Origin of the sequence: Wenyingzhuangia heitensis (assembly GCF_011762155.1) — a bacterium.
Classification (GTDB): domain Bacteria; phylum Bacteroidota; class Bacteroidia; order Flavobacteriales; family Flavobacteriaceae; genus Wenyingzhuangia; species Wenyingzhuangia heitensis.
Genome location: NZ_JAASQL010000001.1, coordinates 407,690 through 432,968, shown reverse-complemented (window position 1 = coordinate 432,968; position 25,279 = coordinate 407,690). Strand labels below are relative to the sequence as shown.

Sequence of the window (25,279 nt, the reverse complement as noted above, 5' to 3'; positions counted from 1 at the left end):
ATGGTTTAACTTTTAACAATGGTTTCTTCCATATTATAAATTGTGTGAATTACTTGCATTAAAGTAGCCACTTGTATCGTATCTCTATTTTTTAAAGCAGGATACTCTCCAACTTCAATAAACTCTTTTGCTTTGTTTGGATGCTCTTTAAAATAATCTTGTTGTGTTGCAAAATAATTTACCAAAATTTCTTTTTCTTCTTTTTTTATAGTTCTACAAACTATGGTTCTAAAAGCTTTTAATATTTTTTCTGAAGTAGTTCCTTTTTCTTGTGATAATTTTTCTGACAAGACTCTAGAAGCTTCTAAAATAGTAGGGTCATTTAAGTTAATTAAAGCCTGTAAAGGTGTAGACGTAGATAGTCTTCTTACCTCACATTGATCTCTTGCAGTACCATCAAAAACAGTTTGTACAGGGGGTAATGAGGTTCTTTTTACAAAAACATACAAACCTCTTTTGTACAATAAATCTCCTTTGTCTTGTATATAAGAGGTTAAATGTCCTCTACCTGCTGTGGATACCTCCCAGAGTCCATCGGGTTGATATACACGTACACTTCTTCCTCCAATATCTCTATACAGCAATCCGCTAGAAGCTAGTACATGATCACGAATCATTTCTGTAGTAAATCTATTTCTACTACTTCTTGCCAACAATTTATTGTCTGGGTCTATCGCTAATTTTTCTTTGGTTATTACTGATGATTGTTTGTAAGTTGCAGAAGTCACTATTTTTTTAATCAAATATTTAATATCCCAATTGTGTTCCATAAAATCTGCAGACAGCCAGTTTAATAAATTGGCATGTGTAGGTAACTCTCCTTGCATTCCAAAATCTCCCGATGTTTTTACAATTCCTTTTCCAAAAATATCTTGCCAAATTCGGTTTACATACACTCTGCTTGTTAACGGGTTATTTTCATCAAACAACCATTTTGTTAATCCCAATCTATCTCGTTGGTATTTGGTTTCGTCAAAAGGTAAAATAGCATTAGGTGTAGAGCTTTCTACCACCTCTCTTTTATCATCGTATGCTCCTCTGTTTAACAACTGTGTTTTTCTAAGTTCTGGCACATCTTTCATTACCATTACTTCTATATCTACCTGAGGTGTTTTATTAATAAAAGAAAGTTTATTTTTAACTAATGAATCTGTTATTTTTAACAGTGGTTTTTCTGCAAACAATTTACCTACAGTAGAACCTTTTCCTTCTCTAAACGGAACTTTATCAAAAAAGGCAAAAGTTTCAAAATAGTTTTTTTGAGAGATAGGATCGTATTTATGATCGTGACATTTTGCACATTCAAAAGTCATCCCTAAAAATGCTTTTCCAAACGTATTGGTTCTATCGGTTACGTTTTCAATTCTAGCCTCTTCTTTAATAATTCCACCTTCCTGATTTAATTTGTGATTTCTATTAAACCCAGATGCTAATAAAGCTTCTACATTTTTTGTAGGCAACATATCTCCTGCCAATTGGTAGGTTACAAACTTTTTATAGCTATAATTTTTATTAAACGCATAAATTACCCAGTCTCTCCAAGGCCACATAGTTCTTAATTCATCATCTTGATATCCGTGAGAATCTGCATAACGAGCCACATCCATCCAAGGACCAGCCATTTTTTCTCCATAATGTTCACTAGCCAACAATTCATCTACAATTTTTTCATAAGCATCTTTAGACGTATCGTTTAAAAAACGATTTTGCATTTCTAAACTAGGTGGTAACCCTGTAATATCAAAAGCAACACGTTTTAACAAACGCTCTTTGTCTGCCTGACTGTTAGGTTGTAAGTTGTTGTCTTCTAATTTTTTTGCAACAAAATAATCTATTTCGTTGTTTGCCCAGTCTTTAGTTTCAAGCTCTGGCAAAGCTGGTTTTTCTACTTTTTTAAATCCCCAGTGCGTATCGTATTTTGCACCTTGTTCTATCCATTTTTTAACAATTTTTTTTTCATACTCACTCAACTTTAAATTAGAATTTAAAGGAGGCATTATTTGAGTAGTGTCTTGTGTAATAATTCTATGATAGACCGTAGATTTATCTGGTTTATTTGGCACAATTACAAAAGAATTGGCATCTTTTTTTAAAGTACTATACGCCCCCTCTTGTGTGTCTAATCTTAAATCGGCAAAACGTTTTTTTGCATCGGGTCCATGACAACTAAAACATTTGTCTGATAAAATAGGACGTACATCAAAATTATAATCTACCACTTTGGGCACTTTCTTTTGAGCCAATTTGCTATAACCTACCTGCTTTTTACAAGAAATCAGCAATGCGATAATTCCAAAAAAGAAAACTAATTTTTTCATAACTGTTATACTCTTTCTAGTTTGATCGGATAGGTTTTGTTTGCATTCCATTGACATACATAAATATTTTTATCATTGTCTATACACACATCATGGCAATGATTAAACAACGGTGTTTCTTGCAACATTAGCTGCAATTCTCCGTGCTTGTATTTGGGTTTGGTTCCTCCTGGGTTAGATACAACTTTGTTGTTTTTGTCTAAAATGGTGACAAAACCAGAATTGGGAACTCTTTCTAAATATTTAAGTCTAGACCAACATGCTCCTGAATATAAATTTTCATCATCAATAACAGGACGACAAACATAAGCTCCTGGTAAGAAAATGGTTTCTAAATATTTTCCATCTAGTGTAAAACGTTTAAAAGAATTTTGCACTCTAGAAGTACACAATAAGGTAATATTGTTTGGATCTCTAGCATCTATAGCCACACCATGTGCGTTGTTTAGTTTTTCATCTTGATGTCCTTTTCCTCCAAACTTTCTGATGAATTCTCCATTTTTATCAAACTGAAGAATAAAATCAGAACCATAACCGTCTGCCACATAAATATCTCCATTGGGAGCTACGGCAGTTTCGGTAGGTGTGTATTTTTGCTTATCAGTATAAATCCCTATTTCTTTTGGATTTGGCAATTCCATAATTACCTTTCCATCAATGGTTGTTTTTATAATTTTTCCACTGTTGTCTGTAATAAACAAAACATCTTCTCCACCTTCATTAAAAATAGAAAGCCCATGACCACGATACATTTTATGAGTCCAAGAGGTTAATAACTTTCCAGATTTATCGTACACAATAATATTGTTTTGTACATGGTCTGTAATCATAATCAATCTCCCTTTGGAATCCATAACCATTTCGTGACAATTTTTAACCGGAGTATTTAACGGGTTTAAATTTCCCCATTCTTTATGCACACGATATTTAAAATCTCCATGCCCAATAATAGTTTCTGATAACTTGGATTTATGGTTGATAATGGTTAATCCGTAAGAAGAGGTAGCGGCCAAACCTACTCCCAACAAAGTGGTGTTTTTTATAAATTGTCTACGACTGTTGTCCATGATAAATTTGAGTGAAATTATGTTCTCAAACTTAATCACAAAGCATTACAAACTTGTGGACATATTGTTTAAATAGGTGCATTTTTTACACAAACACCCTTGTTTTATTGAGATAAATATATTTTATACGGAAGTATTTTACTCAATATACAATAGATTAGTTTTTAGGTATATAAAATGAAGGCGGATTTCCAAATTGATTTTTAAAGACTCTACTAAAGTATCTACTATCATCAAAACCTACAGAAAAGGCAACTTGTTTTACGTTTAACTCTCCTTGTTTTAACAATTCCAAAGCCACCGAAAGTTTGTAAAAATTAATGTATTCTATGATGGATTTTCCTGTTAAGGATTGAATTTTACGATACAATTGAGATCGACTTACAGCCAATTCTCCACACAAAACATCGATATTAAAATCTGTGTTTTCTAAATTTTTATCTATTAAAGTGTTTACTTTTATTAAAAAATGATCTTGAGCCACCTCATCATTTTTAGAAATAATTTCTGGGTTTTTAACAATTAAATCTTGTCTGGCTTTTAAAATATTTTTAACCTTTAACAACACTTCTGTAATGTTAAAAGGCTTTTCTATATAATCATGCCCACCAGAACTAAGTCCTAATAATTTGTTGTCCATTCCGGTTTTGGCGGTTAAAAACAAAATAGGAATGTGAGATGTTAAATCGTTTGTTTTTAATTGTTGTGCCAATTGAATTCCGTTTACAGACGGCATCATTACATCGCTAATAATCATATTAGGAATGTGTTCTGTAGCTTTTAACAAACCTTCTTTACCATCTTTAGCCGCAATAACTTTATAATCGGTTTCTAGCTCGGCACACAAATATTCTCTAATATCCTGATGATCTTCTATCACCAAAACTACCTCTTTGTCTATTTCTGTTTCTAATGGAATATCTTCTGTCTTTTTAGAAGCTGTTGCCAATATTTTACCCACAGGAATTTCTACTTTAAAATGAGAACCCTGATTTACCTTGCTTTCTAAAGAAATAGTTCCTCCGTGTAAAGCAACTAACTCGGCACACAAAGACAAACCAATTCCAGAACCGTGAATTTTATGATCATCTTGATCTAATTGAAAATACCTTTCAAATACTTTTTGCTGATACTTCTCTTCAATCCCCTGTCCATTATCTATAACTTCTAGCACCAAATTAATTTCTTCTTCTAAGTTTTTATTTGATTGTTGATAACAAATTTTAAAGATTACTTTTCCGTAATCAGGAGTATATTTTAAGGCATTAGATATTAAGTTTGATGTAATTTTTTGAACTACGTCTACATCAAAAAAGACAGAAGAGACTTGCTGTTTTTTGATTTCTTTTTTAAAAGTGATGTGTTTTTCTTTAGCCCAATACACATAAGCATCATAAATATTCTGAAACAATAGTTCGTCTTTTACTTCGGTAATTTTTAGTTGCTGTTTGTTTTCTAGTTTTCTAAAATCTAATATTTGGTTGATGAGTTCTAACAACCTATTGCTGTTTCTGTTCATCATTTGTAGCACCTTGTTATCTGGAAGAATTCCTTTTTCTGAAAACTTATTTAACGGAGCTGTAATTAGCGTTAACGGTGTGCGGAGTTCGTGAGAAACATTGGTGAAAAATCGTAGTTTCATTTGTGCTACTTCTTCAAACTGACGAATGCGTTCTTTTTCTATTTCAAACTTAGATCTTGTTTTTTCTTTGTTGATAAACCATTTTACAACTATTATCAACAACACAAAAAAGAGAATAATTCCTAAAACACGAACCCAAAGTAAATCCCAAAAAGGAGGAGCTACCGTAATTTTTAATTCTTTTATTTTATCATTCCAAACACCATCTTCATTACTTGCCTTTACCAAAAAAGTATATTTTCCAGACGGAATATTGGTATAGGTTGCTCTAGAATTTTTGTTTACAATAGTCCAATCGGTATCGTACCCTTCTAGTTTATAGGCATAATTACATCTTTGGTTGTTGCTAAAGTGAATTACCTGAAATTCAATTTCAAACTTATCATCTGTATAATCTAGATTTAACAAGTTTACAGTCTCAATATTTTCTTTTATATAATTACTGTTTGATTTGACTAACTGATTATTAACCCACAACTTAGACAAATAAACAAGGGGTTCTACAGAACTAGATTTTACCCGTTTAGGGTTAAAAACCATTGCTCCTTTACTGGTAGACATTACAATATTCCCGTTACTTAACAACATTCCTGAGTTAAGTATATGGTTAGAAATCAACCCATCTTGCTCGTTAATAATTCTGACTTCGTTTTTAGTTTCATTAAATTTAATCAAACCATCAGTCGTTCCAATCCATAAATTTTCATCTACATCTTGAACAATAATATTTATAATTTTGTCTTTTAATACTCCTTTATTGTATTGTGTTATTTGATTGTTTTTTAAATTTAACTTGCACAACCCAGAAGCTGTCCCAATCCACAAAACTTGATTTTTATCTTCGTAAAGTGTATTGATAAAATTGTTGCTTAACGTTTGTACGTCTCCTATTTTATGCCTGTAATGTTTGAACGTATGGGTTTTAGGCAAATATTTTTTTAAACCATCTCCATTAGTTCCTAGCCATACTTGTTGATTGCTGTCTTCTAAAATAACTCTTGATCTATGAAAATACCCTATTCCTTTTTTATTTTCAGGATCACTTTTAAATTCAGTTTCTTTAAAATTAGTAAGATCATACATTTTTGCTCCTAAAATTTCTCCTACCCACAACTTGTGATTGCTCGTATATTTTAAGGCATAAGTTCCGTTAGAGTTTCTAGACTTTTTAAGCAAAAGTTCTCCTTCTGATGAAAAATTATAATAAAAATTATCATCTGCTGCCCAAATACTTTTAGTATCTAGAGAATAATCTACAAGTAAGTTGTTTCCAAAATCCGGAATTTTTTTAACAAGTTTTAAAGATTCTTTGTCATAAACAAAAACAGTTTTCCATTTTACAACCCAGTAATTTTTTTTGGTTTGATGGATTTTAAAATTAGATCCTACGTTTAAAAAAGGTTTAAAAATAACGGGATTTTTTTCCACTTTAAAAAACCATCCTCGGTAATCTAACAACCACATATTCTCTGTTTCTTTACAAATCGCTATTTTATGTAAATAATACGGAGTTTTAAAAACCTGCTCTAAAGAAATTTCTTTTTGAGGATTAGAATACGAATCTGTAATAAGCACATTATCTTTGTGAATAAGCCATAAGTTAAAATCCTTATCTATAGCAGCATCTTTTACTCCAGAAATAGTGGGTTTAATTTTTTTTAATTGGTGATTATTTGCATTTAATTCTTTTAAACTACCGTTTTGAAACAGGTACAACTTATTGTGTTTTTTTATAAAATGATAACTTTTGTCTTGGGACAAAAGTCTTGTAATTTTTCCTGTTTTATAATTCAGTTTATTCAACCCTCTCCAAGTACCAATAATTAACTCTCCTTTTTTACTTTCTTCTAAAGACAACACATTGTTATGGCTTAAAGAATTTTTATCCTTTGGATTGTGCTGGTAATACGTAAATTCTTTGGTTTCTCTATTAAATAAATTTAGACCTCCACCATCGGTTCCCACAAAAAAATAACCGTCAGAAGTTTCAAAAACTAGTTTAATCTCGTTAAAACTAAGACTTTTTGGATTGTTTGCATCCTGAATAAAACGCTCAAAACAATCGCACTCTCTGCTATATTTTAACAAACCTCCTCCGTAAGTCCCTACCCATAAATCTCCTTTAGAATCTTCAAACAAACAAGAAATATGATTGTCTGTAATACTAGTCTCATCCAACTCGTTCTTTACATAACTTTTAAAACTACCTCCATCATACCTCCATAATCCATTTATAGTAGCTATCCATACAAAGCCATATTTATCTTGTAAAATATCTGTCGTTCTTGTTTGAGTTGGCAATTCAAAACGAGTAATTTTATAATTTTTATGGGTAACCTGAGAATTTCCTTTAAAAGAAAAACAAAAAATTATAAAAAGTAAAAAGAATTGTTTTTTCATTAGTTAGCTCAAAGAAAGGTTGATTTGTAAATATAAATTAAAAAATAGGATTATGTAATTCCTGTTTTTTTACACAAAACATATTATAGCTTTAATATTAAACTAAGCTACAGGTAATATAAAACAAATAAATTGTGCTTCCTATTTACACAAAAAAACATGATCAATTTACATTCTGCCACTATTAAAAAGTTTGCCAACTTTAATGTTTACGAACATTTAAAAGAAAACTATCCAGATATAGATACTTATGTTACCGAAACTATCATTTTAAAAGGTAACCATGTATACAAAGCCATTTATAGATCTAGAAAAATATACGAAATTGTAAGAGGTGCTGTAAAACTTGGAACTTATAGCCAAGACGGAAAACCTTTTATTTATGAAGTAATTGGTGACAAAGATTTTTTTGGGAATTTTGAATACCTACAAAACAAACAATTTTACGAATACTCTAAAACCATTATAGATTGTAAAATTAGAGTATATGACATAGATTTTATCAAAAAAGCCATTGTTGAGGACCCGATACTTACCGATTGGTTTATCCGTTATTTAGTAAAGCGTTGGTGTAATGCAGAGAAAAAAGTAAAAATGTCTAACGAAAAAGGAACCTTAGAGAAACTACGTTATCTTAAAACTTATTTTGATGACAAAGTTCACGATTACGTGGGAGATGAATATACTTTGTTTGATTTGTTAACTCAAAAAGACCTAGGAGATTTAATAGGAACCACAAGACAATCGATTGCCAACGCTCTTGAAAAATTGTAATTAATTAAAAAAGGGCATTTCAGTAATTGAAATGCCCTTTTAATTTAAAAAACTTGAAAAAATCTAAAACTTATTTTATATAATTTTTATAACGGATATACTTGCACAATTTCTTGTTGAACCTCGTTATGATCTCCACGCATTTGCATGGTTACTTTTTTATGATCAAAGTCAAATTCTAAAACACCAAAACTAAGTGTGTGTACCACTTCTCCTTCTCTTAACGTATTAGGCTCTCCTTTAAAGTTAAAACTTGCATGAGTCAATCCACTAGAAGTAAAATCAATTAATGGATAAGCAATTCCTTCACGCTCCAACTTAGAGAACTCAGAAATATGACGATCTCCAGATAACAAGATTACATTGTTTGCTTTTGATGTTGCAATCATGTTTAACAACTTTTCTCTATCATTCGGAAAGTTTGCCCATTTTTCATAAGGATGATCTTTGGCAATAGTCTGAATACTACTTACAATTACATTAAAATCTGCGTTAGAATTGTGTAACTCATTTTGTAACCATTCCCATTGTTCAACTCCTAATAAAGTTCTTCCTTCTTGAGAACCGTTAATTTCAGCCTTTGAGATTCCCGTTCTAAAATAACGAGTATCTAATAAAATTACATTGATACTTCCTTTGTTTGTTTTAAAAATTTCTGAATAATACACCCCTTCTTGTGTTCTTCTAGGAGAATTTTTAGCTACTCCAAAAAAGTCTAACATCAATTGTTGGCTTTCTTTCTTTTTAGGAAATTCTACACCCGCATCATTTTTCCCAAAATCATGATCGTCCCAAGTACCAATCACCTTGGTGCTTTTTACTACTTCTGCATATCCATTTTGTTGGTGTTGCAATTCGTAATCAGATTTTATTTTGTTCATGTCCTCAGAATCTCCATAAATATTGTCTCCTCCCCAAATCCATACATCCGGATTTAAGCTGACTACATCATCCCACAAAACATTGGTTTTATTAGATTTATTACACGATCCAAACGTTAATGTAAAATCACTAGTTGTAGTTTCTGGACGTTCTATTGAATTCTCTGATGAACTGTTCTTTGAATTATTTGTGCTTTTACAGGATACAATAGAAACTGCAAACAGTAATACAAGTATATTTTTTTTCATTTTATTTGTTTTTTTAATGATTTAATAAATTAGAAAGAGTACTTAGCTCCAATTTGTAATCTCCAAGGTGTACCTCCTATTGGCTCTGTACCAGCCCCAGTTTGCACATCATAAGAGTAAGAGTTTGTTGCTTGGTTAAATCCATTTACTTTCATCAATTCTCTATTACCATAATTGTGACTTACTCCCCAATCTTTATTTAACAAATTCGCAAAGTTAAATACGTCTGCAGACAATTGTAAGTTGTGTTTTTTGTACAATTTAATATCTTTGGTCAAACGTACATCTACCGTAAAATAGAATGGATTTTTACCTCCGTTTCTTTCTGCAAATCCTCCGTAGCTATTCTTTAAATACTCTTTGTATTCTTTTGGTGTTTCAGGATCATTTAAAATTTGATTGTAAGCTTCTACAATTTCTGCTGGAGTATTTGGGTCTTTAGGATCATAGATATAAGCAATATCATTACTTAAGTTGTAATCTCCATTCACACTTGTTGTGTTATCTACCTTAAAAGAATATCTAGATCCTCCTGTACCAATAGCTGTAACTCCTAATTTAAACCCTTGCCAAGTTGGCGTTGCTCCGTTAACAATTACTTTGGTATCAAAATGATTGTCAGAATATCCGTAATTTAAATCTCTAGGATCTCCCTTTACAGGTAAAAAAGTAGATGTATTGGCTACACAACAGTTATAAGAAGAATTGTCTTTGGTTTTGTTAAAAGTTACACTTGCATTTACATATCCATCTTTTCCTATTTCTGCTCCTCCATTAATAATTAAAGCTGTTTGATCTAAAATCCCATCAGATGTTAATAACAAAGCTCTACCTACCTTATCCGACTTTCTAGAGTTTTTCCAGTCTATACTTCCGTTTGCACCGATGGTATTTGCGGGTACAAAAACATCTCTTCCTTCTGGAGTTGTAAATTCAGGTTGCTCCTTTAAGTTGGCTTCTTGATATGTATAATTGTTTGTAGTGTGGCTTAACAAAGCATTTACTCCTAAAAACATACCGTTGTCAAAAAAGTGTGTATAGTTTAAGTTGGCTTTGTAAGTAGTTGGCACTTCAAAATCATCACTCACTGCATTAATCGTAGAAAATGGAGTTTCACCTGCTGGTACTCCTGGTACTGTTGATGGATTTTGTCTATAAGCTTCAAAATCTGGTGTTGGTACATTTGCTCCTGATACATCAATAGCTCCTAACAACATTCCGCTATTTTGAATGTTGTTTACTTGTGCATAATAATGGGGTTGTGAAGAAAAAACTCCTCCTCCAAGCTTTAAAATATCTTTGTCATTTCCGTTAACATTCCAAGTAAACTGTAACCTTGGCTGAATGTTGTTAAAATCCGTTGGTTGGTTGTCTGTTCTAATACCTAACTCTTCATATACCACGGGATTAAATTCTCCTGCTTCTGAAAAAATAGTTGCATCCCAACGCAAACCTGCAATTACGTTTACATCTTTATGAATGTTAAAATCTGCTTCTGCAAACAAAGACAAATCATACACAGTCTGTTCTACCACTGGAGCAACACCGTTTAAAGGTACTTCTCTAGCATAACGACTTGCGACACCGTTTTCAAAATCATCTAAAGAATCAAAAAAGAAACGACCGTTTTGCTCGTTAGACAATAAAGTTTCTAAATAAGTAATTGTGTTATCTGTTCCAAACGTAAAGTTTACTTTATCTTTATTTAAGTAAGTGGTATTGGCAATGTGAACTTGTTTCTCTAAGTTAGTTTCTGGGGAATAACGTTGTCCTCCTAATTGAACAGTTCTAGATCTTGTGTTTCCGTTTGGCAAGTCTGATGTTACATCTACAATAGCACGTGGAATGTTAGCACTTGGTAACTGAGAACTTGGTAAATATCCACGTTCTGCATGTTGATATTGCAATTTAAATTCGTTAGTTACATCTTTTGAAAATTTAGAACGCAAAGACAACAAAGTACTGTTTTCATGTGATTCAAAATCAGACCAAGTTTCTGCTATTTCAAAATCAGAATTGTCACTAGTATTCATAGGACTACTGTACTTGTTAAACAAGTTTCTAAGCGTTAAAGTGTGCTTGTCATTAATTTGCCAATCTAACCTTACAAATAAGTTGTTTGCTGTCGTTTCTCTATCAAACTGACCTACTTGTTGCTCGTTACTCACTCCATATTGCGTTCTAGCAATGTCTAAAAATCTATCTAAGTTTTCTTGAGTAATTCCATAATTATTTTCATCATCTTCAGACTGAATGTCTGCAATTGTTACAGGACTACCAGCATCTTGTCTTTCGTACGTTGCAAAAAAGTGCAATTTATCTTTAATAATAGGACCTCCTAAGCTTACACCTGTTTGTAAAGTATAAAAATCTGCTGTTCTATCTTGTCCTCTAATGTTGTACTTACTCTGTAAAGCATCTGCTCTGTAATAAGAAAATGCACTCCCATGAAACTCGTTAGTACCCGATTTGGTTACTGCGTTTAAAGAACCTCCACTCTGACGACCTTGAGTTACTGTATAATCGTTGGTAGAAACTTCAAATTCTCTAATGGCTTCTTGAGAAATGGTAAAGGGTCCTCTACCTACCTCTCCCGCAGTTAAGGTATTTCTTGCATTGGCACCATCTATAGTTACGTTGGTAGACGTACTTCTTTGACCTCCTAAGTTTAAGGAACCTCCTCCTTGTAATGGAGACAAGCTAGTTAATCTTGTAAAGTTTCTTCCTTCTGCAGGTAGGTTTTTAATTTGCTGACTGCTAATTTTTGTAGAAGCTCCTAATTGTTTGATACGTTTAGAAATTCCATCACTTTTTAAAACTACCGCTTCTAAATTGTTGATGTTTTCTTCCATCTTAATTTTTAAGGTAATCTCATCATTTTGATTTAATTCCAAATCGTTACGAGTTACACTGGTAAAACCAATATAAGAAGCATTAAAAACATAAGGACCTCCTAATGGCAACTGTTGTAAAATAAAATCCCCCTCCATGTTAGAGCTCGTTGCGGTTTTAAAACCTGTAGAAGTGTTTTCTATAAGAACGGTAACTCCCATTAAAGGATCCCCAGTAGCATCGGTAAATTTACCTTTGATCGATGCATTGGTCGATTGTGAATACGTCTTTACAGTTCCAAAGAGTACTGCAACTAAGACCGTAATAATTTTAAAAGTTTTCATTTTAATGTGTTTGTTTGTTTTGATGCGACAAAACTATTTATCATCTAAACAAACCGGATGTTAATATTTAACACCTTGCCAAACTTAACGTTCTATTTAGGTTTTTATAACATTAAAAACCTGAAACGAGCGCTTGTTAAAAAGGCAAAAAACCCACGTAAACGACTCTATAAAAACACTTAAGCCCAACCAAATTTTTAAATTTGATTGAGCTTAAGAAACTAACTAAACTATAAAAACTACTACTATTTTCTAATAATTATTTTGTGTTAACACACCTTTAGACAATTGGATTTGTGAATAAGGTATAGGCATTACCTCATTTTTGCCAGACTGAAATCCTAAACCACTTAACACAGTGCTTGCTCTTCCTGTTCTTAACAAATCGTAAAACCTTAAACCTTCTCCCGCTAATTCTAAACGTCTTTCTTTGTAAATAGCATCACGCAAAGTATCTCCTGTTAAGGTTAATGGTAAATCTGCTGGGATTAAATTTCCTGCTCCTCCATTTTCTCTAGCTCGTGTTCTAACTCTATTTACATACTCTATAGCCGTTGTTGGGTTTGTGGTATAAATAGCCTCTGCATACATTAAATAAGCATCAGCCAATCTTATTACACGAACATTTTCCTCACTATTTAAAAGCCCTCCTACCGTTGGCTTTTGATAGTTGCTAAAAGGAGCCCAAGAATATTTTCTGTTGTACCAACCTGTACCATATATACTAGAGTCTGAAATTGAATAATAGTAAGCATCTAATCTAGGATCTCCTGTCTCATAAGCATTAATTAAGTCCTCCTTAATTTGTGAAAAACCAAATCCTTTATCCTCTGGAGTTCTTGGCATCATTTGCTTAGGCACACTAGTTCCTAATTTACTTGTGTTAGAAGAATAATTAATCTCAAAAATAGATTCAGTATTCCACTCACCTTCTGGCTGAAAAATTGACGTTAAATCAACCAAATCATAAGGGATCATAAACAATTGTTCTCCATAAGTTTTTACCTGATCCATTTTGTTTTGGTACAAAGAAACACGCATCATTAAACCTAAGGCTGCTCCTTTATCTGCATGCCCTAAATACTCACTTCCTTTATCAAATCTAGAAGGTAAATCTTGTATTGCTTTTTTAAGATCTTCTTCTATAAAAGCATACGTTTCTTCTTCAGTTGCTCTTGCAAGGTTCACTTCATCAAATGATAAAGCTGTGTCGTACAACGGAACTCCTCCATAAAAATTCACCAAATAAAAATAATAGTAAGCTCGTAAGAAATAAGCCTCTGCTTTAAGTTCTTTTTTTCTTTCAGCATCGTCAAACTCAACCGCATCTATTTTATCTAAAATTAAATTGGCATATAAAATTCCATTAAACTGTATTCTCCATCTAGCTTCTAAATAAGGATTAGAGGGAGTTAGGTTAAATTGTTGCTTTTGTAATAAAAAAGGAACATCTCCTAACTTAAGGCCTCCTTTTAAATGGTCATCTGTTCCTATATCTCCCATAAACAAATCTGAAGACCAAACTTGTTGATACGATGTATACTGTTCACTCATTGGATAATAAGCAGCTCCTAACGCTTGATCCATATCTTCTGGAGTCTTGTAAAAATTTTCTGTTACAGGTTTACCATAAGCATCTACATCTAAGTAATCATCACTACATGATGTAACCGTCAGTAATAAAACAATTACTAAACAAGATAAACTCCTTTTATTTCTAATATCTATTTTTTTCATCTTCGTCATTTTTAAAAGTTAATATCAAATCCTAAAGAAAGTGTTCTCACAGAAGGATATCTACCTCTATCAATCCCGATATCTAAAGGACTACCCGTTGATCCATCTACACCTACTTCGGGATCTAAACCATCATAATCTGTAAAGGTGATTAAGTTTTGAGCTGAAGCATACATACGTAACTTGGTAATAGACGTTTTCTTTAAAAAAGATTTAGGTAAAGAATATCCTAATTGAACATTTTTTAATCGTAAATAAGAACCGTCTTGTACAAATCTACTTGATACAATAGAGTTGCTTGATAAATTGGTAAATGTAGCTCTAGGAATGGAGTTTGATGTTCCCTCTCCCGTCCATCTATTTAGCATACTTGTGTTTAAGTTTGTAGATAAATCTCCTTTTAAATCATAATCACTCGCATTAAATATTTTGTTTCCATAGCTTCCCTGAAAAAAGGCTGTAAAATCAAATTGTTTGTAATTCATGTCTAAATTAATTCCGTACGTAAATTTTGGTAACGGAGAACCTATATACTTTCTGTCATCATCATCAATTACACCATCATTATTTACATCTCTATACTTAACATCTCCTGGTTGAACATTAGGCAAACTTGCATAATTATCTATTTCATCTTGATTTTGGAACAAACCAATCATTTCATATCCATAAAAAGAAGCTAACGAATGTCCTGCCTCGGTTCTACTTAAATTGTTCAACCCACTTTGAGCCGTTCCTGTTTGAATAATACTTCCGTCTGTAGCTAATTTTACTACCTTGTTTTTAATAAAAGAGATGTTTCCTCCTACGTTAAAAGAAAAATCATTGATTATTTTCTTGTAATTTGCAGTAAACTCTAATCCCTTATTTTCAATATCACCCGCATTTGTATAAGGACTATTAATATATCCTGATGAAATTAAAATAGGAGTAGGCATTAACATATCTGTAGTATTCTTTATAAAATAATCTGCTGTAAATGTGATTGAGTTATTCAAAAAAGCAAAATCTAAACCTATGTTTTTAGTAATGGTAGTTTCCCATTTTAAATCAGCATTTCCTGGAGTTAAAGGAGCAACTCCTAAAGAAGTAGCTTGATCCGATCCGTACACATAATTTGTTCCGATATTTAATGTATTGTAGATGGCTGTATTTGGAATGTTTTGATTTCCTGTTTCTCCCCAACCTGCACGAAATTTTAATTGATTCATAAAATCAATGTCATAAAAATCTTCTTTATGAATATTCCACCCTAATGCTAAAGAAGGGAACTGTGCCCATCGGTTATTAGCTCCAAAACGAGAAGATCCATCCATTCTGTAAGTACCCGTTATTAAATAACGATCATCGTAGTTGTAATTAAATCTTCCGAAGAATGATAATAACTTAGATTCTGAAATGGTTCCTGTTGCAGCAGCTGTAGACACATCTCCTGCTTCTAACGTAGGATTGGCAACACTTTCTGGAATTCCGTTACGACTTGTGTTTACATTGTTAGAGTTCAACTCTTGAATTTCTTGTCCTAACAAGACATTAACATTGTGTTTTTTTGCAATGGTAGTATTGTAGTTTAATGTATTTGATAAGATAAAAACTCTATTCTCATTCCTGTTTAAAGTATACGTACTTAAAGGGGCATTTGCAACTCCAGAAACAAAATAAGCAGGCACAAACCTGTCTACTTTGGTATTATTTATCTGTAAACCTAAGTTAGACTTAAACGTTAATCCTTTTACAATATCCGCCTCTAAAAATAGGTTTCCTAAAAAGCTTTCGTTTGTTGTTGGAGTTGTTCCATACTCAATTAAAGCTAAAGGGTTTCCTACAATGGAGTTGTATTGAGAGGCTGCATAAGAACCATCTGCATTGTATATAGGAGATACAGGATCATTTAAATACCCTAAAAAGGCTGCCCTACTTGTTGAGTTTCCAAACTCTTGTACGGATTCTTTTTTTGCATTGGCATATTGAATATTATGACCTATTTTAACCTTAGGTTTTATTTGATAGGTATTATTCACTCTAAAATTAGTTCTCTCATAAGAAGATTCTTTTACAACTCCTTTTTGATCTATATATCCAAAAGAAACGTAGTAACTAGATTTATCTGTACCTCCAGAAAATGACAGCTGATGGTTTTGCTGAATTCCTGTTCTATAAGCTAAATCTTTCCAATTCTGAGAAGTTAAAGATGATGGATTTAGCAAGTCAGGATCTAAAGGACTTCCATCATTGGCCAAACCTTCATTATACATTGTAGCCCATTGTTCTGCGTTTAACACATCCAAATTGTCTATTCTGTTCTGAACTCCTACATAGGTTCTATAACTAATGGTAGGTGCTCCTTTTTTACCTGTTTTGGTTGTTATTAAAACCACTCCATTTGCACCTCTAGATCCGTAAATAGCAGTAGCAGATGCATCTTTTAAAACCTCTATAGATTTTGCATCCTCCATATTAATACTAGAAATATCATTGATCGGAATTCCATCTACCACATACAAAGGATCTGCATTGTTTACCGTTCCTACTCCTCTAATTCTAACTGTTGGATTAGCTCCTGGTGCTCCTGAGGTTTTAGAAACTGTAACCCCTGCTGCTCTACCTTGTATAGCTTGTGCAATAGAAGTGTTTTGTGTTTTACTAATTTCTTCAGTTGAAACAGAGGCAACCGCACCCGTAACATCCGATTTTTTTACAGATCCATAACCTACCATTACCACAGCATCTAGCTCGCTTACATCTTGCTGTAAAACAACATTTACTACGGTTTGGTTATCTACAGCTACTTCTTTGTCTTTATAACCTACGTAAGAAAAAACCAATATTGCATTCTTATCACTAATATTTAACTGATAATTTCCATCAAAATCGGTAATGGTTCCTTTGGTGGTTCCTTTAACCACAACATTGGCTCCAGGGATTGGCATTCCAAACTCATCGGTTACGGTACCTTTAATGGCTACTTGTTGTTGATCTAGTTTTACTTTTACAATTTCTTTTTCTTTTACAATTACCTGTCTATCGGCAACTACATAGTCTAGGTTTGTTTTTTTAAAAGACTGATTTAAAACCTCTTGCAACTCAGCATTTTTTAACTGTAGAGTAATTTTAACATTCTCATCTATAATTTCATCTTTGTAGAAAAAGACATATTTACTCTTGCCCTGAATTTCTTTAAAAAGATTTTCTAGCGAAATGTTTTTAACATCTAAGTCAATTTTTTCTTGAGAGTAAGGAATGTTTGCATACACAGACCCTAAGCCAATTACAATAAATAATATAAATACTCTCATAATTTTCCATTCGACACTAGTAAACATACTTTCATGCTGTTTATCTAGTCGATAAAAGATTTTATTCATAATTTTAATTTTCAATTAATTAGTAATACTATCGTTGTATAAACGATATGCTATTCAACTTCCAGAGGATGTTCCCGCATCTTCTGGATTCTTTTTTTGGTTAGTACTTTTAGTTCGTTTTATTTCATTTTTTATTTTTTTGGGTTAAACATTAATTTTATGGTATTGGTATCTGTAACTTTATAATGCGTATTGATACTTTTATTTAAAATATCTAAAACCTCTTCTAAACTATCTGATAAGTTTAAAGCTCCCGAAAAAGTTTCTTGACCAATTAACTTATCTTCTAACTCTATTTTGATGTTATAATATCTTGCTAGTTTTTTTATGATATAGTGTAGTCTGTTCTTTTTAAGAATTAACAGTCCTTCTTTCCATGCAAAATATTGTTGCACATTTACCTCTTTAGCAATTACTTTACCTGTTTGTACATGTATTTTACTCATAGTACCTGGTTTTATAATCATGCTTTTCTTTTTAGGAGCAAAAAAACCTTTGTCTGTATTTTCATGAGATACTTTTACACTTCCTTCTTTAAGCACCACAAAGTTTATGTTATCATCTGGGTAACTGCTTACGTTAAACACGGTTCCTAAAACTTCTATTTCCTGATTTTTAGACAATACTTTAAACGGACGATTGGCATCATGACTTACATCAAAAACAGCTTCTCCGATTAAGTAAACCTCTCTTTTTGCATCGTTAAATTGTACAGGATAAATTAGTTTAGACCCTGAGTTTAACCACACCTTACTACCATCAGAAAGTAGCAACTCTGTTCTTTTTCCGTAAGGAACTACAAGTGTGTTTAATTTTTCTTTATTTGTTGTCTTAGTTTTTTCTTGAACAACCGTTCTTTGATTGGCAATACTTACCTCTTCTCCTGTATTAGAATAAGCTATAGAACTACTATCACCATCAATTATAAGATCTTTTCCTTTTTCTAGAATTAAGGTTGTTTTGTCTGTTGGTAGAATATTTTCGGCATTAGAAAGTATTGCCAATTTTTGAGTGCTATTATCGGTTGCCACTTTATTTTGCAAATAGAAACCCGTTCCTATTAACACTGCTACAGAAGCAGCTATGCCCCAACGATACACTTGTTTTTTAATTTTTAATCTTCTAATTGAAGTAAAAATCCTTTTCTTTAACAACTGCTTTTCTATTTCAGAAATTAGCTGTTCTTTATATTTGTTTGACTCTTTCATATCTATATTTTGAATAATATCATGTTATTTAAAACAACACAAAACATGACTTATATATACCAAAAGCACAAACCTATTGTGATATAGACAAAAAAAATAACTTTTTTTTTATAATAATGAAAAACCCGTTTAGTAATTACAATTACTAAACGGGTAAAAACTAACTAAACTACTACTCTATTCTACCAATTAAGATTGGTGTTAATTTCATTTTGAGGAATAGGAAAATACTCTTTAGAGCTGTTATAAAACTCTTTACCCACTTTATCACTGTCTAGAATTTCCTGCTCTAAAAGCCCCCATCTTTTTAAATCGTAAAAACGCTGTCCTTCTCTAAAAAACTCAATCATTCTTTGATGTCTAATTTCTTCCATCATTTCTGTTTTTGTTTTTCCAACAGCTAAAGGTGCTAAATTGGCTCTATCCCTAACTCTGGTCACATAAGGATAAGCTTCATTTTCTTTATTCTGCATAGTTACTGCTTCTGCCTGCATTAACAAGATATCAGAAAAACGTAGAGCTTTTTCATTAATTTCAGAAATTTTAATTCCTTCATTACTGTCCTGCCAATTTTGATATTTTTTTATCATAGAACTATAACCAAATTGCAAAGTAAATTCTGAAAATGGTTTATTATAAAAAACTGCTCCAGGATAATCCCACATTATAGATGCATACATTCGTGGATCAAAATCATTTGTAACCGTTTTTTCCAATTGAAATTCATCAAACATTTTATTGGTAGGAAAACCTTCAAACCACCCTCCTACTTCTGCAGGAGCAAAAAATTGTCCTGAAACACTACCTTGAGATTCATTTGCATTCTCGTTCTGACCAATATTTGTACCTCCTACATTCTGAAATTGAATTTCGAATAATGATTCCATATTGTTATCATATTCTTTTTCAAAATTCTGTTCATAATCTGCTAATAAATCATAAGCGTATGGAGCTTTTGAATTTCCATTTGCATCTATTAATATTGAAAATTCATTTTCTGCTTCTTCCCATTTTTCTTGAAATAAATATGTTTTCCCTAAAAAACCTATAGCAGCACCTTTAGTAGCCCTACCTAACCAATCCGAAGAATAAGAAACAGGTAACCCTTCTTTGGCATCTTTAAAATCATTTTCTATTTGAATCCAAACTTCGGCCTCTGGACTTTGTTTTTTAAAATAATCATCTTTAGACGTTGGCAAATTAGTAACAATGGCCACATCTCCAAAGTTAATAACCAAATAAAAATAATTTAAGGCTCGTAAAAACTTAGCCTCTGCTATATAAGTTTTTTTTTCTAAATCATCAAGCCCTTCAATATTAGGTATATTCTCTATAATTTGGTTCGCCCTAAAAACCCCCATATAAAACCCTTCAAAAGTATTAGTTACCTTAGCATTTGTTGAAGCATTAACAAACGTAGATAACTTATAAAAATCTGCTACATCATTACGGATGTAAAAATCATCTCCACGTCCATTCATTATAGGCATTCCATTATTATTATAAAGACCTGTGTTTTTACTTTTAAAAGTTTTGTAGGTAGCTGCTAGCCCTAATAAAACGTCATCCTCTGTTTCCCAAAAATTATCTTGTGTAATTACATTTGGATTTATCTGCTCTAATTCATCTGTACATGCCCCTAATAACATGACAAACGCTACTATATATATATAATTTTTCATCTATTTGGTTTTTAATTAAAATGACAATTGAACTCCTGTTAAAAAAGTACTTGATAATGGATAAGCTAACGATCCAAAATCTACTCCTCTATCCAATACAGAACCTGTACCTCCTAAATCTGGATTAAAGCCTTTGTATTTAGTTATTGTAAAAATATTATCGGCACTTACGTACAATCTTAAATTATTCAATCCTAAATTTTTTAAAACAGAATCGGAAAAGCTATATCCTAATTGAAATGTTTTAAATCTTAGATAAGAACCATCTTCTAAAAACCTGCTAGATGTTTGGTCATTTCTGTTAGGATCATTTATGACTGCCCTTGGCATACTTGTATTTGTATTGGTAGGAGTCCATGCATTTAAAGTAGATGTTGCATAATTATATTCAGCATCCATTCCCTCTAAATCTTGTCTTAAACCATTGTAAATTTTATTTCCATGAGTTCCTTGAAAATATAATTTCATATCAAAACCTTTCCAAGCAAAATTCCCACCAAAACCAAAAGAAAAATCAGGAGTTGGACTTCCTAAATACTGTCTATCGTTTTGGTCTATTTTACCATCGTTATTATAATCTTGAAATTTAATATCTCCTGGTTTTGCATTTGGCTGAATTAAATTCCCATCTTTGGTATAGTTATCTATTTCTTGTTGCGTTTGAAACAGCCCCTCTTCTTTAATTAGGTGAAAAGCACCTACAGGACCTCCTGCTTGCGTAATGGTTGTTTGAGCATCATGTATAGTTGCTGTTCCTCCAAATATTTGCTGTGTTCCTGTACCTAAATTATCTACCCTATTTTTAATAGCTGTAATAGATCCATTAAATTCATAACTGAAATCATTTACGGTATTGGCAAATGAAGCTGATATTTCTACCCCTTTATTTGTAATGTTACCCGCATTCACATAAGGGCTGCTCCCACTAGCTCCTGTTGATAACGGAATTGGAACTCTTAGAATAATATCTGAGTTCTTTTTTATAAAATAATCTGCAATTACTTTTAATTTGTTATCAAAGAAGCCAACATCTGTACCAAAGTTTAATGTTTTAGATACTTCCCATTTAATATCTGGAGAGGCAAATGCTGTTTGAATTGCTCCAGGCCACAATTGTTGATTTTGCCCCATTACATAATTTGCATTTAAGTTAATTACAGGACTATATGTGTAATTCGCAAAATTTTGACTTCCTAAGACACCATAACTCACTCTAAATTTAGCACTATTTAAAGCACCTTTTTTATTAAAAAAGTCTTCGTTAGAAATATTCCACGCTCCTGATAAAGATGGAAAATATCCATATCTATTACTTTTTCCAAATCTTGAAGAACCATCTCTACGTAAAATACCCGTTACCACATATCTATTATCATAAGCATACATTAATCTTCCAAAATAAGAGATTAATACATTTTCATTCGCATTACTTCCTGATTGGATATTAGTTGTTCCTGCATCTAACACCTTTACTCCTTCTGGCATACCGCTTTTTGACCCAAACAAACCTCTAAACTTTGTATTTTGATATGTGTACCCTAATAAACCTTTTATGCTACTTTTTCCTACTTTAGTTTCGTACGCTAGTGTATGTTCTAACAATGCAGTGTTTGTTTCATTTCTTGTCTCTTTTAAATCTGCATCTAAATTGGTAAAGAACGTACCTATTTCATAGGGTGGTACATAGTAGTAATTGTAAGTATTCTCATTTGTATAACCTACATTAAACTTATAGGTTAATCCTTTTATTATTGAGGCTTCTAAATATGCATTAATTACTGTTCTTTTTTCAGTTTCTTCTGGTTTTATCAAGCTTGATTGTGCTACAGGATTTATGACCGTAACAACAGGACCTTCTGCACCTGCAAAACCACCAATTGCATTTGTATCATGTACATTAAATACTGGAATCATTTTGGCGGCAGATCCTGCTGAATTACCACCTTGTCCTTGTCCCCAACCATCTAAAACACCTGTAGTTTTTCCATTAGAAATTATAACAGTTTCTCCAATCTTAAACCTTCCTTTTGTGACTTCTGATTTAAACCTTAAATTTGCTCTATTGTAATCTGTATTAATTACAATTCCTTTTTGTGTTAAATAACTTCCTGACAAACTATAATTGTAGTTTTCACCTCCTCCACTTATATTTAAACTATAATTTTGAGTTGGTGCTATTCTATAAATTTCATTCTGCCAATCTGTACCTTTTCCTAAACTATTAGGATTTTGTGCTAAATTTAGTGTAGCTAAGCCAGCGTTTGTGTGCGCTAAGTTGTTAACATTAGCCCACTGTTCAGCATTTAAAACATCTAATTTTTTAGTTACTTTTTGAACCCCTGTATAAGCCGTTAGATTAATTTTAGTTTCTCCTTTTTTTCCTGATTTTGTTGTAATTATAACGACTCCATTTGCTGCTCTAGACCCATAAATTGCTGCTGCAGATGCATCTTTCAAAATATTCATAGAAGCAATGTCTGTAGGAGCAATATTATTAATATCTGAAACCTGTACTCCATCTACAATGTACAATGGATCATTATTACCTAAAGAACCCGTTCCTCTAATTAAAATTCTCATCCCAGACCCAGGATTTCCTCCAGCAGACTCTACTTGCACACCAGCTACTTTACCCTGTAAAGATCTTGTAATTGTATTTGTTCCTTGTGTTACAACATCATCCGATTTTATACTCATTACGGCTCCTGTTACCTCATTTCTACTTTCTTTTCCGTATCCTACCAATACCACAGACTCTAGCTCACTAACATCTTGTTGTAAGACAACATTTACAACTGTTTGATTATTTACAGCTACTTCTTTGTCTTTATAACCTACATAAGAAAAAACCAATATTGCATTAGTATCGCTTATGGTTAACTGAAAGTTCCCATCAAAATCTGTAATAGTCCCTTTAGTTGTACCTTTTACAACTACATTGGCTCCTGGTACAGGCATTCCAAACTCATCAGTTACATTTCCTTTTATACTTATTTCTTGGGCTAAGACGTTTTTTATCAATTTCTTTTTTGTCAGAACAATTTGTTTTTCTAAAACTTTAAAATTGATCTCCGTATTTAAAAAAACTTTACTTAAAACCTTTTCAATAGCTTCATCATAAGCGAATATGGTTACTTTACTAGCCATATCAATCTCTTCTTTACTATAAAAAAAGTTGTAATCAGTTGTCTTTTCTATTTTTTTTATTACTTGTAAAATAGTTGCTGATTTTTCTTCAATAGTAATTTTTTTACCTTGAGAGTAACTTGTTTTTGCTTGTATTTGAAATATGGTTATTAATAAAAAAAGAAGGGAGAATTTCATTTTCAAATCGAATTTTAAAAAGGCATGACAATGCCCTCTTAAATTGTATTTTTTTTTCATAATTTTGAATGATTTTTGTTTATTAATCGGACTTAAATCTTTTTTCTATCGAAAGGTGTTCGAGCACCTTTCGATTCTTTATTTTTTACGGACTCATTTATTACTTTAATATTTAATTAGTTAATAATTTACTTAGTTATTGTTACTGTATTTTTTTCTACTTTATAATTAAATGGTGTGTGCTCTTTAAATATTTTTAATATTGATTCTAACGATTCATCTTTAAAAACTCCTGTGAATTTTTTTGCACTTAAAAGACTGTATTCATTTTGAATTTTAACATTGTATTTTCTTTCTAATCTTTTTATAATAACATCAAAAGAATCATTTAAAAAGACCATTTCATTGTGAGTCCATGCAATATATTTAGAAATATCAACCTTGGTAACTTCTATATTTTTTTCACTATACAAAGCTTTGTAGCCCGGTTTAATAAGAAGAGGCTTGTTTTTATCCCCTCCATTTTTTTTATAAACACCCACGCTACCTTCTACCAAAACTGTAGCTATTTTATTTTCATTTTTATAACAGGAAACATTAAACTTAGTTCCATATACTCGTGTATTCATTTTATCAGTAACAACGGTAAAAGCATTTTTTTTGTCTTTAGCCACTTCAAAAAAAGCTTCTCCTTCTAAATACACATTTCTAGGTTGATCTTTTAAAAATCGAATTGGATATTTTAGTTGAGTTCCTGCATTTAAAGTAACACGAGAACCATCCGACAATTCTAACTCAAATTTTTTTCCGTAGGGTACTGTAATTTTATTGTAAACCAATTTTTCTACCTCATTATTTTTAGTACTCTTATAAGACAAACTATTACTATTGCTCGCAATAGCCTTCGTTTTATTATTTATTGTTTCAGAATTCATTTCATCTAAATACACAACACTACCATCTTCTAACTCTAAAGTTATTCTAGCCTCTGTATCAACATTTGCAACTAGTTGTTCTTTATTTAGAAAAGGCTTAAAGTAATAAACCGCGTAGCTTAATGTAAAAAGCCCTACAAATACAGCTGCTATTTTTAATAAAAAAGATTTATGATTTTTAGGCTCTACTTTTTTAAGATCCCTTTGCAAAACAATATACTTCCACATTTTATCAAAATCTTCTTTTGATAGTTTATCTTCATCATGTCCCATTAGTAAAACTAACTTACGAGCATCTGCAATTATTTCTTTTTTCTCTGGATGACTCACCATCCAATCTGACCAAAACTTATTAGCCATTAAATCACCCTCAAATACCCATATTTGAAAATAAGTATCGCTTGCAAAATCTTCTATGGAATAGTTATTGTACTTCATTTATTAACGGAATAGTTTTGTGCCTATATTAACAAAGAGATGTTTTTTTATATTTTACTCATAAAAAAAATGATTTTTTTTTC

The 25,279-nt window shown here is 31.8% G+C and carries 12 protein-coding genes; 1 reads left to right on the top strand and 11 read right to left on the bottom strand.

Going from position 1 to position 25,279, the window contains the following annotated elements; all coding sequences use genetic code 11:
• Positions 1-5: 5 nt before the first annotated feature.
• The 3 genes from FHR24_RS01770 to FHR24_RS01760 form a co-directional block, all read right to left on the bottom strand.
• The gene (locus FHR24_RS01770) at positions 6-2,318 is read right to left on the bottom strand and encodes a PSD1 and planctomycete cytochrome C domain-containing protein (protein WP_167183007.1); all 2,313 of its coding nucleotides are present in this window, start codon (positions 2,316-2,318) and stop codon (positions 6-8) included.
• Between the two features lie 5 nt (positions 2,319-2,323).
• Positions 2,324-3,385: a 6-bladed beta-propeller gene (locus FHR24_RS01765; protein WP_208412270.1), complete on the bottom strand. Its 1,062-nt coding sequence runs from the start codon at positions 3,383-3,385 to the stop codon at positions 2,324-2,326.
• A gap of 157 nt (positions 3,386-3,542) precedes the next feature.
• Positions 3,543-7,427, bottom strand: a complete 3,885-nt coding sequence (locus FHR24_RS01760) for a hybrid sensor histidine kinase/response regulator transcription factor (RefSeq protein ID WP_167183004.1) — start codon at positions 7,425-7,427, stop codon at positions 3,543-3,545.
• Positions 7,428-7,586: 159 nt separating this feature from the next.
• On the opposite strand from FHR24_RS01760, the gene FHR24_RS01755 reads away from it, so the two are divergent.
• Positions 7,587-8,201, top strand: coding sequence for a Crp/Fnr family transcriptional regulator (locus FHR24_RS01755; protein WP_167183001.1), 615 nt, complete (start codon positions 7,587-7,589; stop codon positions 8,199-8,201).
• Between the two features lie 86 nt (positions 8,202-8,287).
• Here FHR24_RS01755 and FHR24_RS01750 read toward each other — a convergent pair whose 3' ends face one another.
• The 8 genes from FHR24_RS01750 to FHR24_RS01715 form a co-directional block, all read right to left on the bottom strand.
• Positions 8,288-9,331, bottom strand: a complete 1,044-nt coding sequence (locus tag FHR24_RS01750) for an alkaline phosphatase D family protein (RefSeq protein WP_167182998.1) — start codon at positions 9,329-9,331, stop codon at positions 8,288-8,290.
• Positions 9,332-9,360: 29 nt separating this feature from the next.
• Positions 9,361-12,507 (bottom strand): TonB-dependent receptor, encoded by a 3,147-nt coding sequence (locus FHR24_RS01745; protein WP_167182995.1) that lies wholly within the window; start codon positions 12,505-12,507, stop codon positions 9,361-9,363.
• 252 nt (positions 12,508-12,759) lie between these two features.
• Positions 12,760-14,244, bottom strand: coding sequence for a RagB/SusD family nutrient uptake outer membrane protein (locus FHR24_RS01740; RefSeq protein WP_167182992.1), 1,485 nt, complete (start codon positions 14,242-14,244; stop codon positions 12,760-12,762).
• 11 nt (positions 14,245-14,255) lie between these two features.
• Positions 14,256-17,609, bottom strand: coding sequence for a TonB-dependent receptor (locus FHR24_RS01735; protein ID WP_167182989.1), 3,354 nt, complete (start codon positions 17,607-17,609; stop codon positions 14,256-14,258).
• Positions 17,610-17,740: 131 nt separating this feature from the next.
• Positions 17,741-18,817 (bottom strand): FecR family protein, encoded by a 1,077-nt coding sequence (locus tag FHR24_RS01730; protein ID WP_167182986.1) that lies wholly within the window; start codon positions 18,815-18,817, stop codon positions 17,741-17,743.
• 182 nt (positions 18,818-18,999) lie between these two features.
• Positions 19,000-20,499, bottom strand: a complete 1,500-nt coding sequence (locus FHR24_RS01725) for a RagB/SusD family nutrient uptake outer membrane protein (protein WP_167182983.1) — start codon at positions 20,497-20,499, stop codon at positions 19,000-19,002.
• A gap of 15 nt (positions 20,500-20,514) precedes the next feature.
• A complete protein-coding gene (locus FHR24_RS01720) occupies positions 20,515-23,883 on the bottom strand; it encodes a TonB-dependent receptor (protein ID WP_167182980.1) in 3,369 nt (1,122 codons plus the stop codon).
• A 128-nt stretch (positions 23,884-24,011) separates the two neighbouring features.
• Complete coding sequence (locus FHR24_RS01715; RefSeq protein WP_167182965.1) at positions 24,012-25,196, bottom strand: FecR family protein; 1,185 nt, start codon at positions 25,194-25,196, stop codon at positions 24,012-24,014.
• Between the last annotated feature and the right edge of the window lie 83 nt (positions 25,197-25,279).

Excerpts from the sequence above, each read along its gene's own strand:
- FHR24_RS01770 (WP_167183007.1), bottom strand. The coding sequence starts at position 2,318 with ATGAAAAAATTAGTTTTCTTTTTTGGAATTATCGCATTGCTGATTTCT.
- FHR24_RS01765 (WP_208412270.1), bottom strand. The coding sequence starts at position 3,385 with ATGGACAACAGTCGTAGACAATTTATAAAAAACACCACTTTGTTGGGA.
- FHR24_RS01760 (WP_167183004.1), bottom strand. The coding sequence starts at position 7,427 with ATGAAAAAACAATTCTTTTTACTTTTTATAATTTTTTGTTTTTCTTTT.
- FHR24_RS01755 (WP_167183001.1), top strand. The coding sequence starts at position 7,587 with ATGATCAATTTACATTCTGCCACTATTAAAAAGTTTGCCAACTTTAAT.
- FHR24_RS01750 (WP_167182998.1), bottom strand. The coding sequence starts at position 9,331 with ATGAAAAAAAATATACTTGTATTACTGTTTGCAGTTTCTATTGTATCC.
- FHR24_RS01745 (WP_167182995.1), bottom strand. The coding sequence starts at position 12,507 with ATGAAAACTTTTAAAATTATTACGGTCTTAGTTGCAGTACTCTTTGGA.
- FHR24_RS01740 (WP_167182992.1), bottom strand. The coding sequence starts at position 14,244 with ATGAAAAAAATAGATATTAGAAATAAAAGGAGTTTATCTTGTTTAGTA.
- FHR24_RS01735 (WP_167182989.1), bottom strand. The coding sequence starts at position 17,609 with ATGAATAAAATCTTTTATCGACTAGATAAACAGCATGAAAGTATGTTT.
- FHR24_RS01730 (WP_167182986.1), bottom strand. The coding sequence starts at position 18,817 with ATGAAAGAGTCAAACAAATATAAAGAACAGCTAATTTCTGAAATAGAA.
- FHR24_RS01725 (WP_167182983.1), bottom strand. The coding sequence starts at position 20,499 with ATGAAAAATTATATATATATAGTAGCGTTTGTCATGTTATTAGGGGCA.
- FHR24_RS01720 (WP_167182980.1), bottom strand. The coding sequence starts at position 23,883 with ATGAAAAAAAAATACAATTTAAGAGGGCATTGTCATGCCTTTTTAAAA.
- FHR24_RS01715 (WP_167182965.1), bottom strand. The coding sequence starts at position 25,196 with ATGAAGTACAATAACTATTCCATAGAAGATTTTGCAAGCGATACTTAT.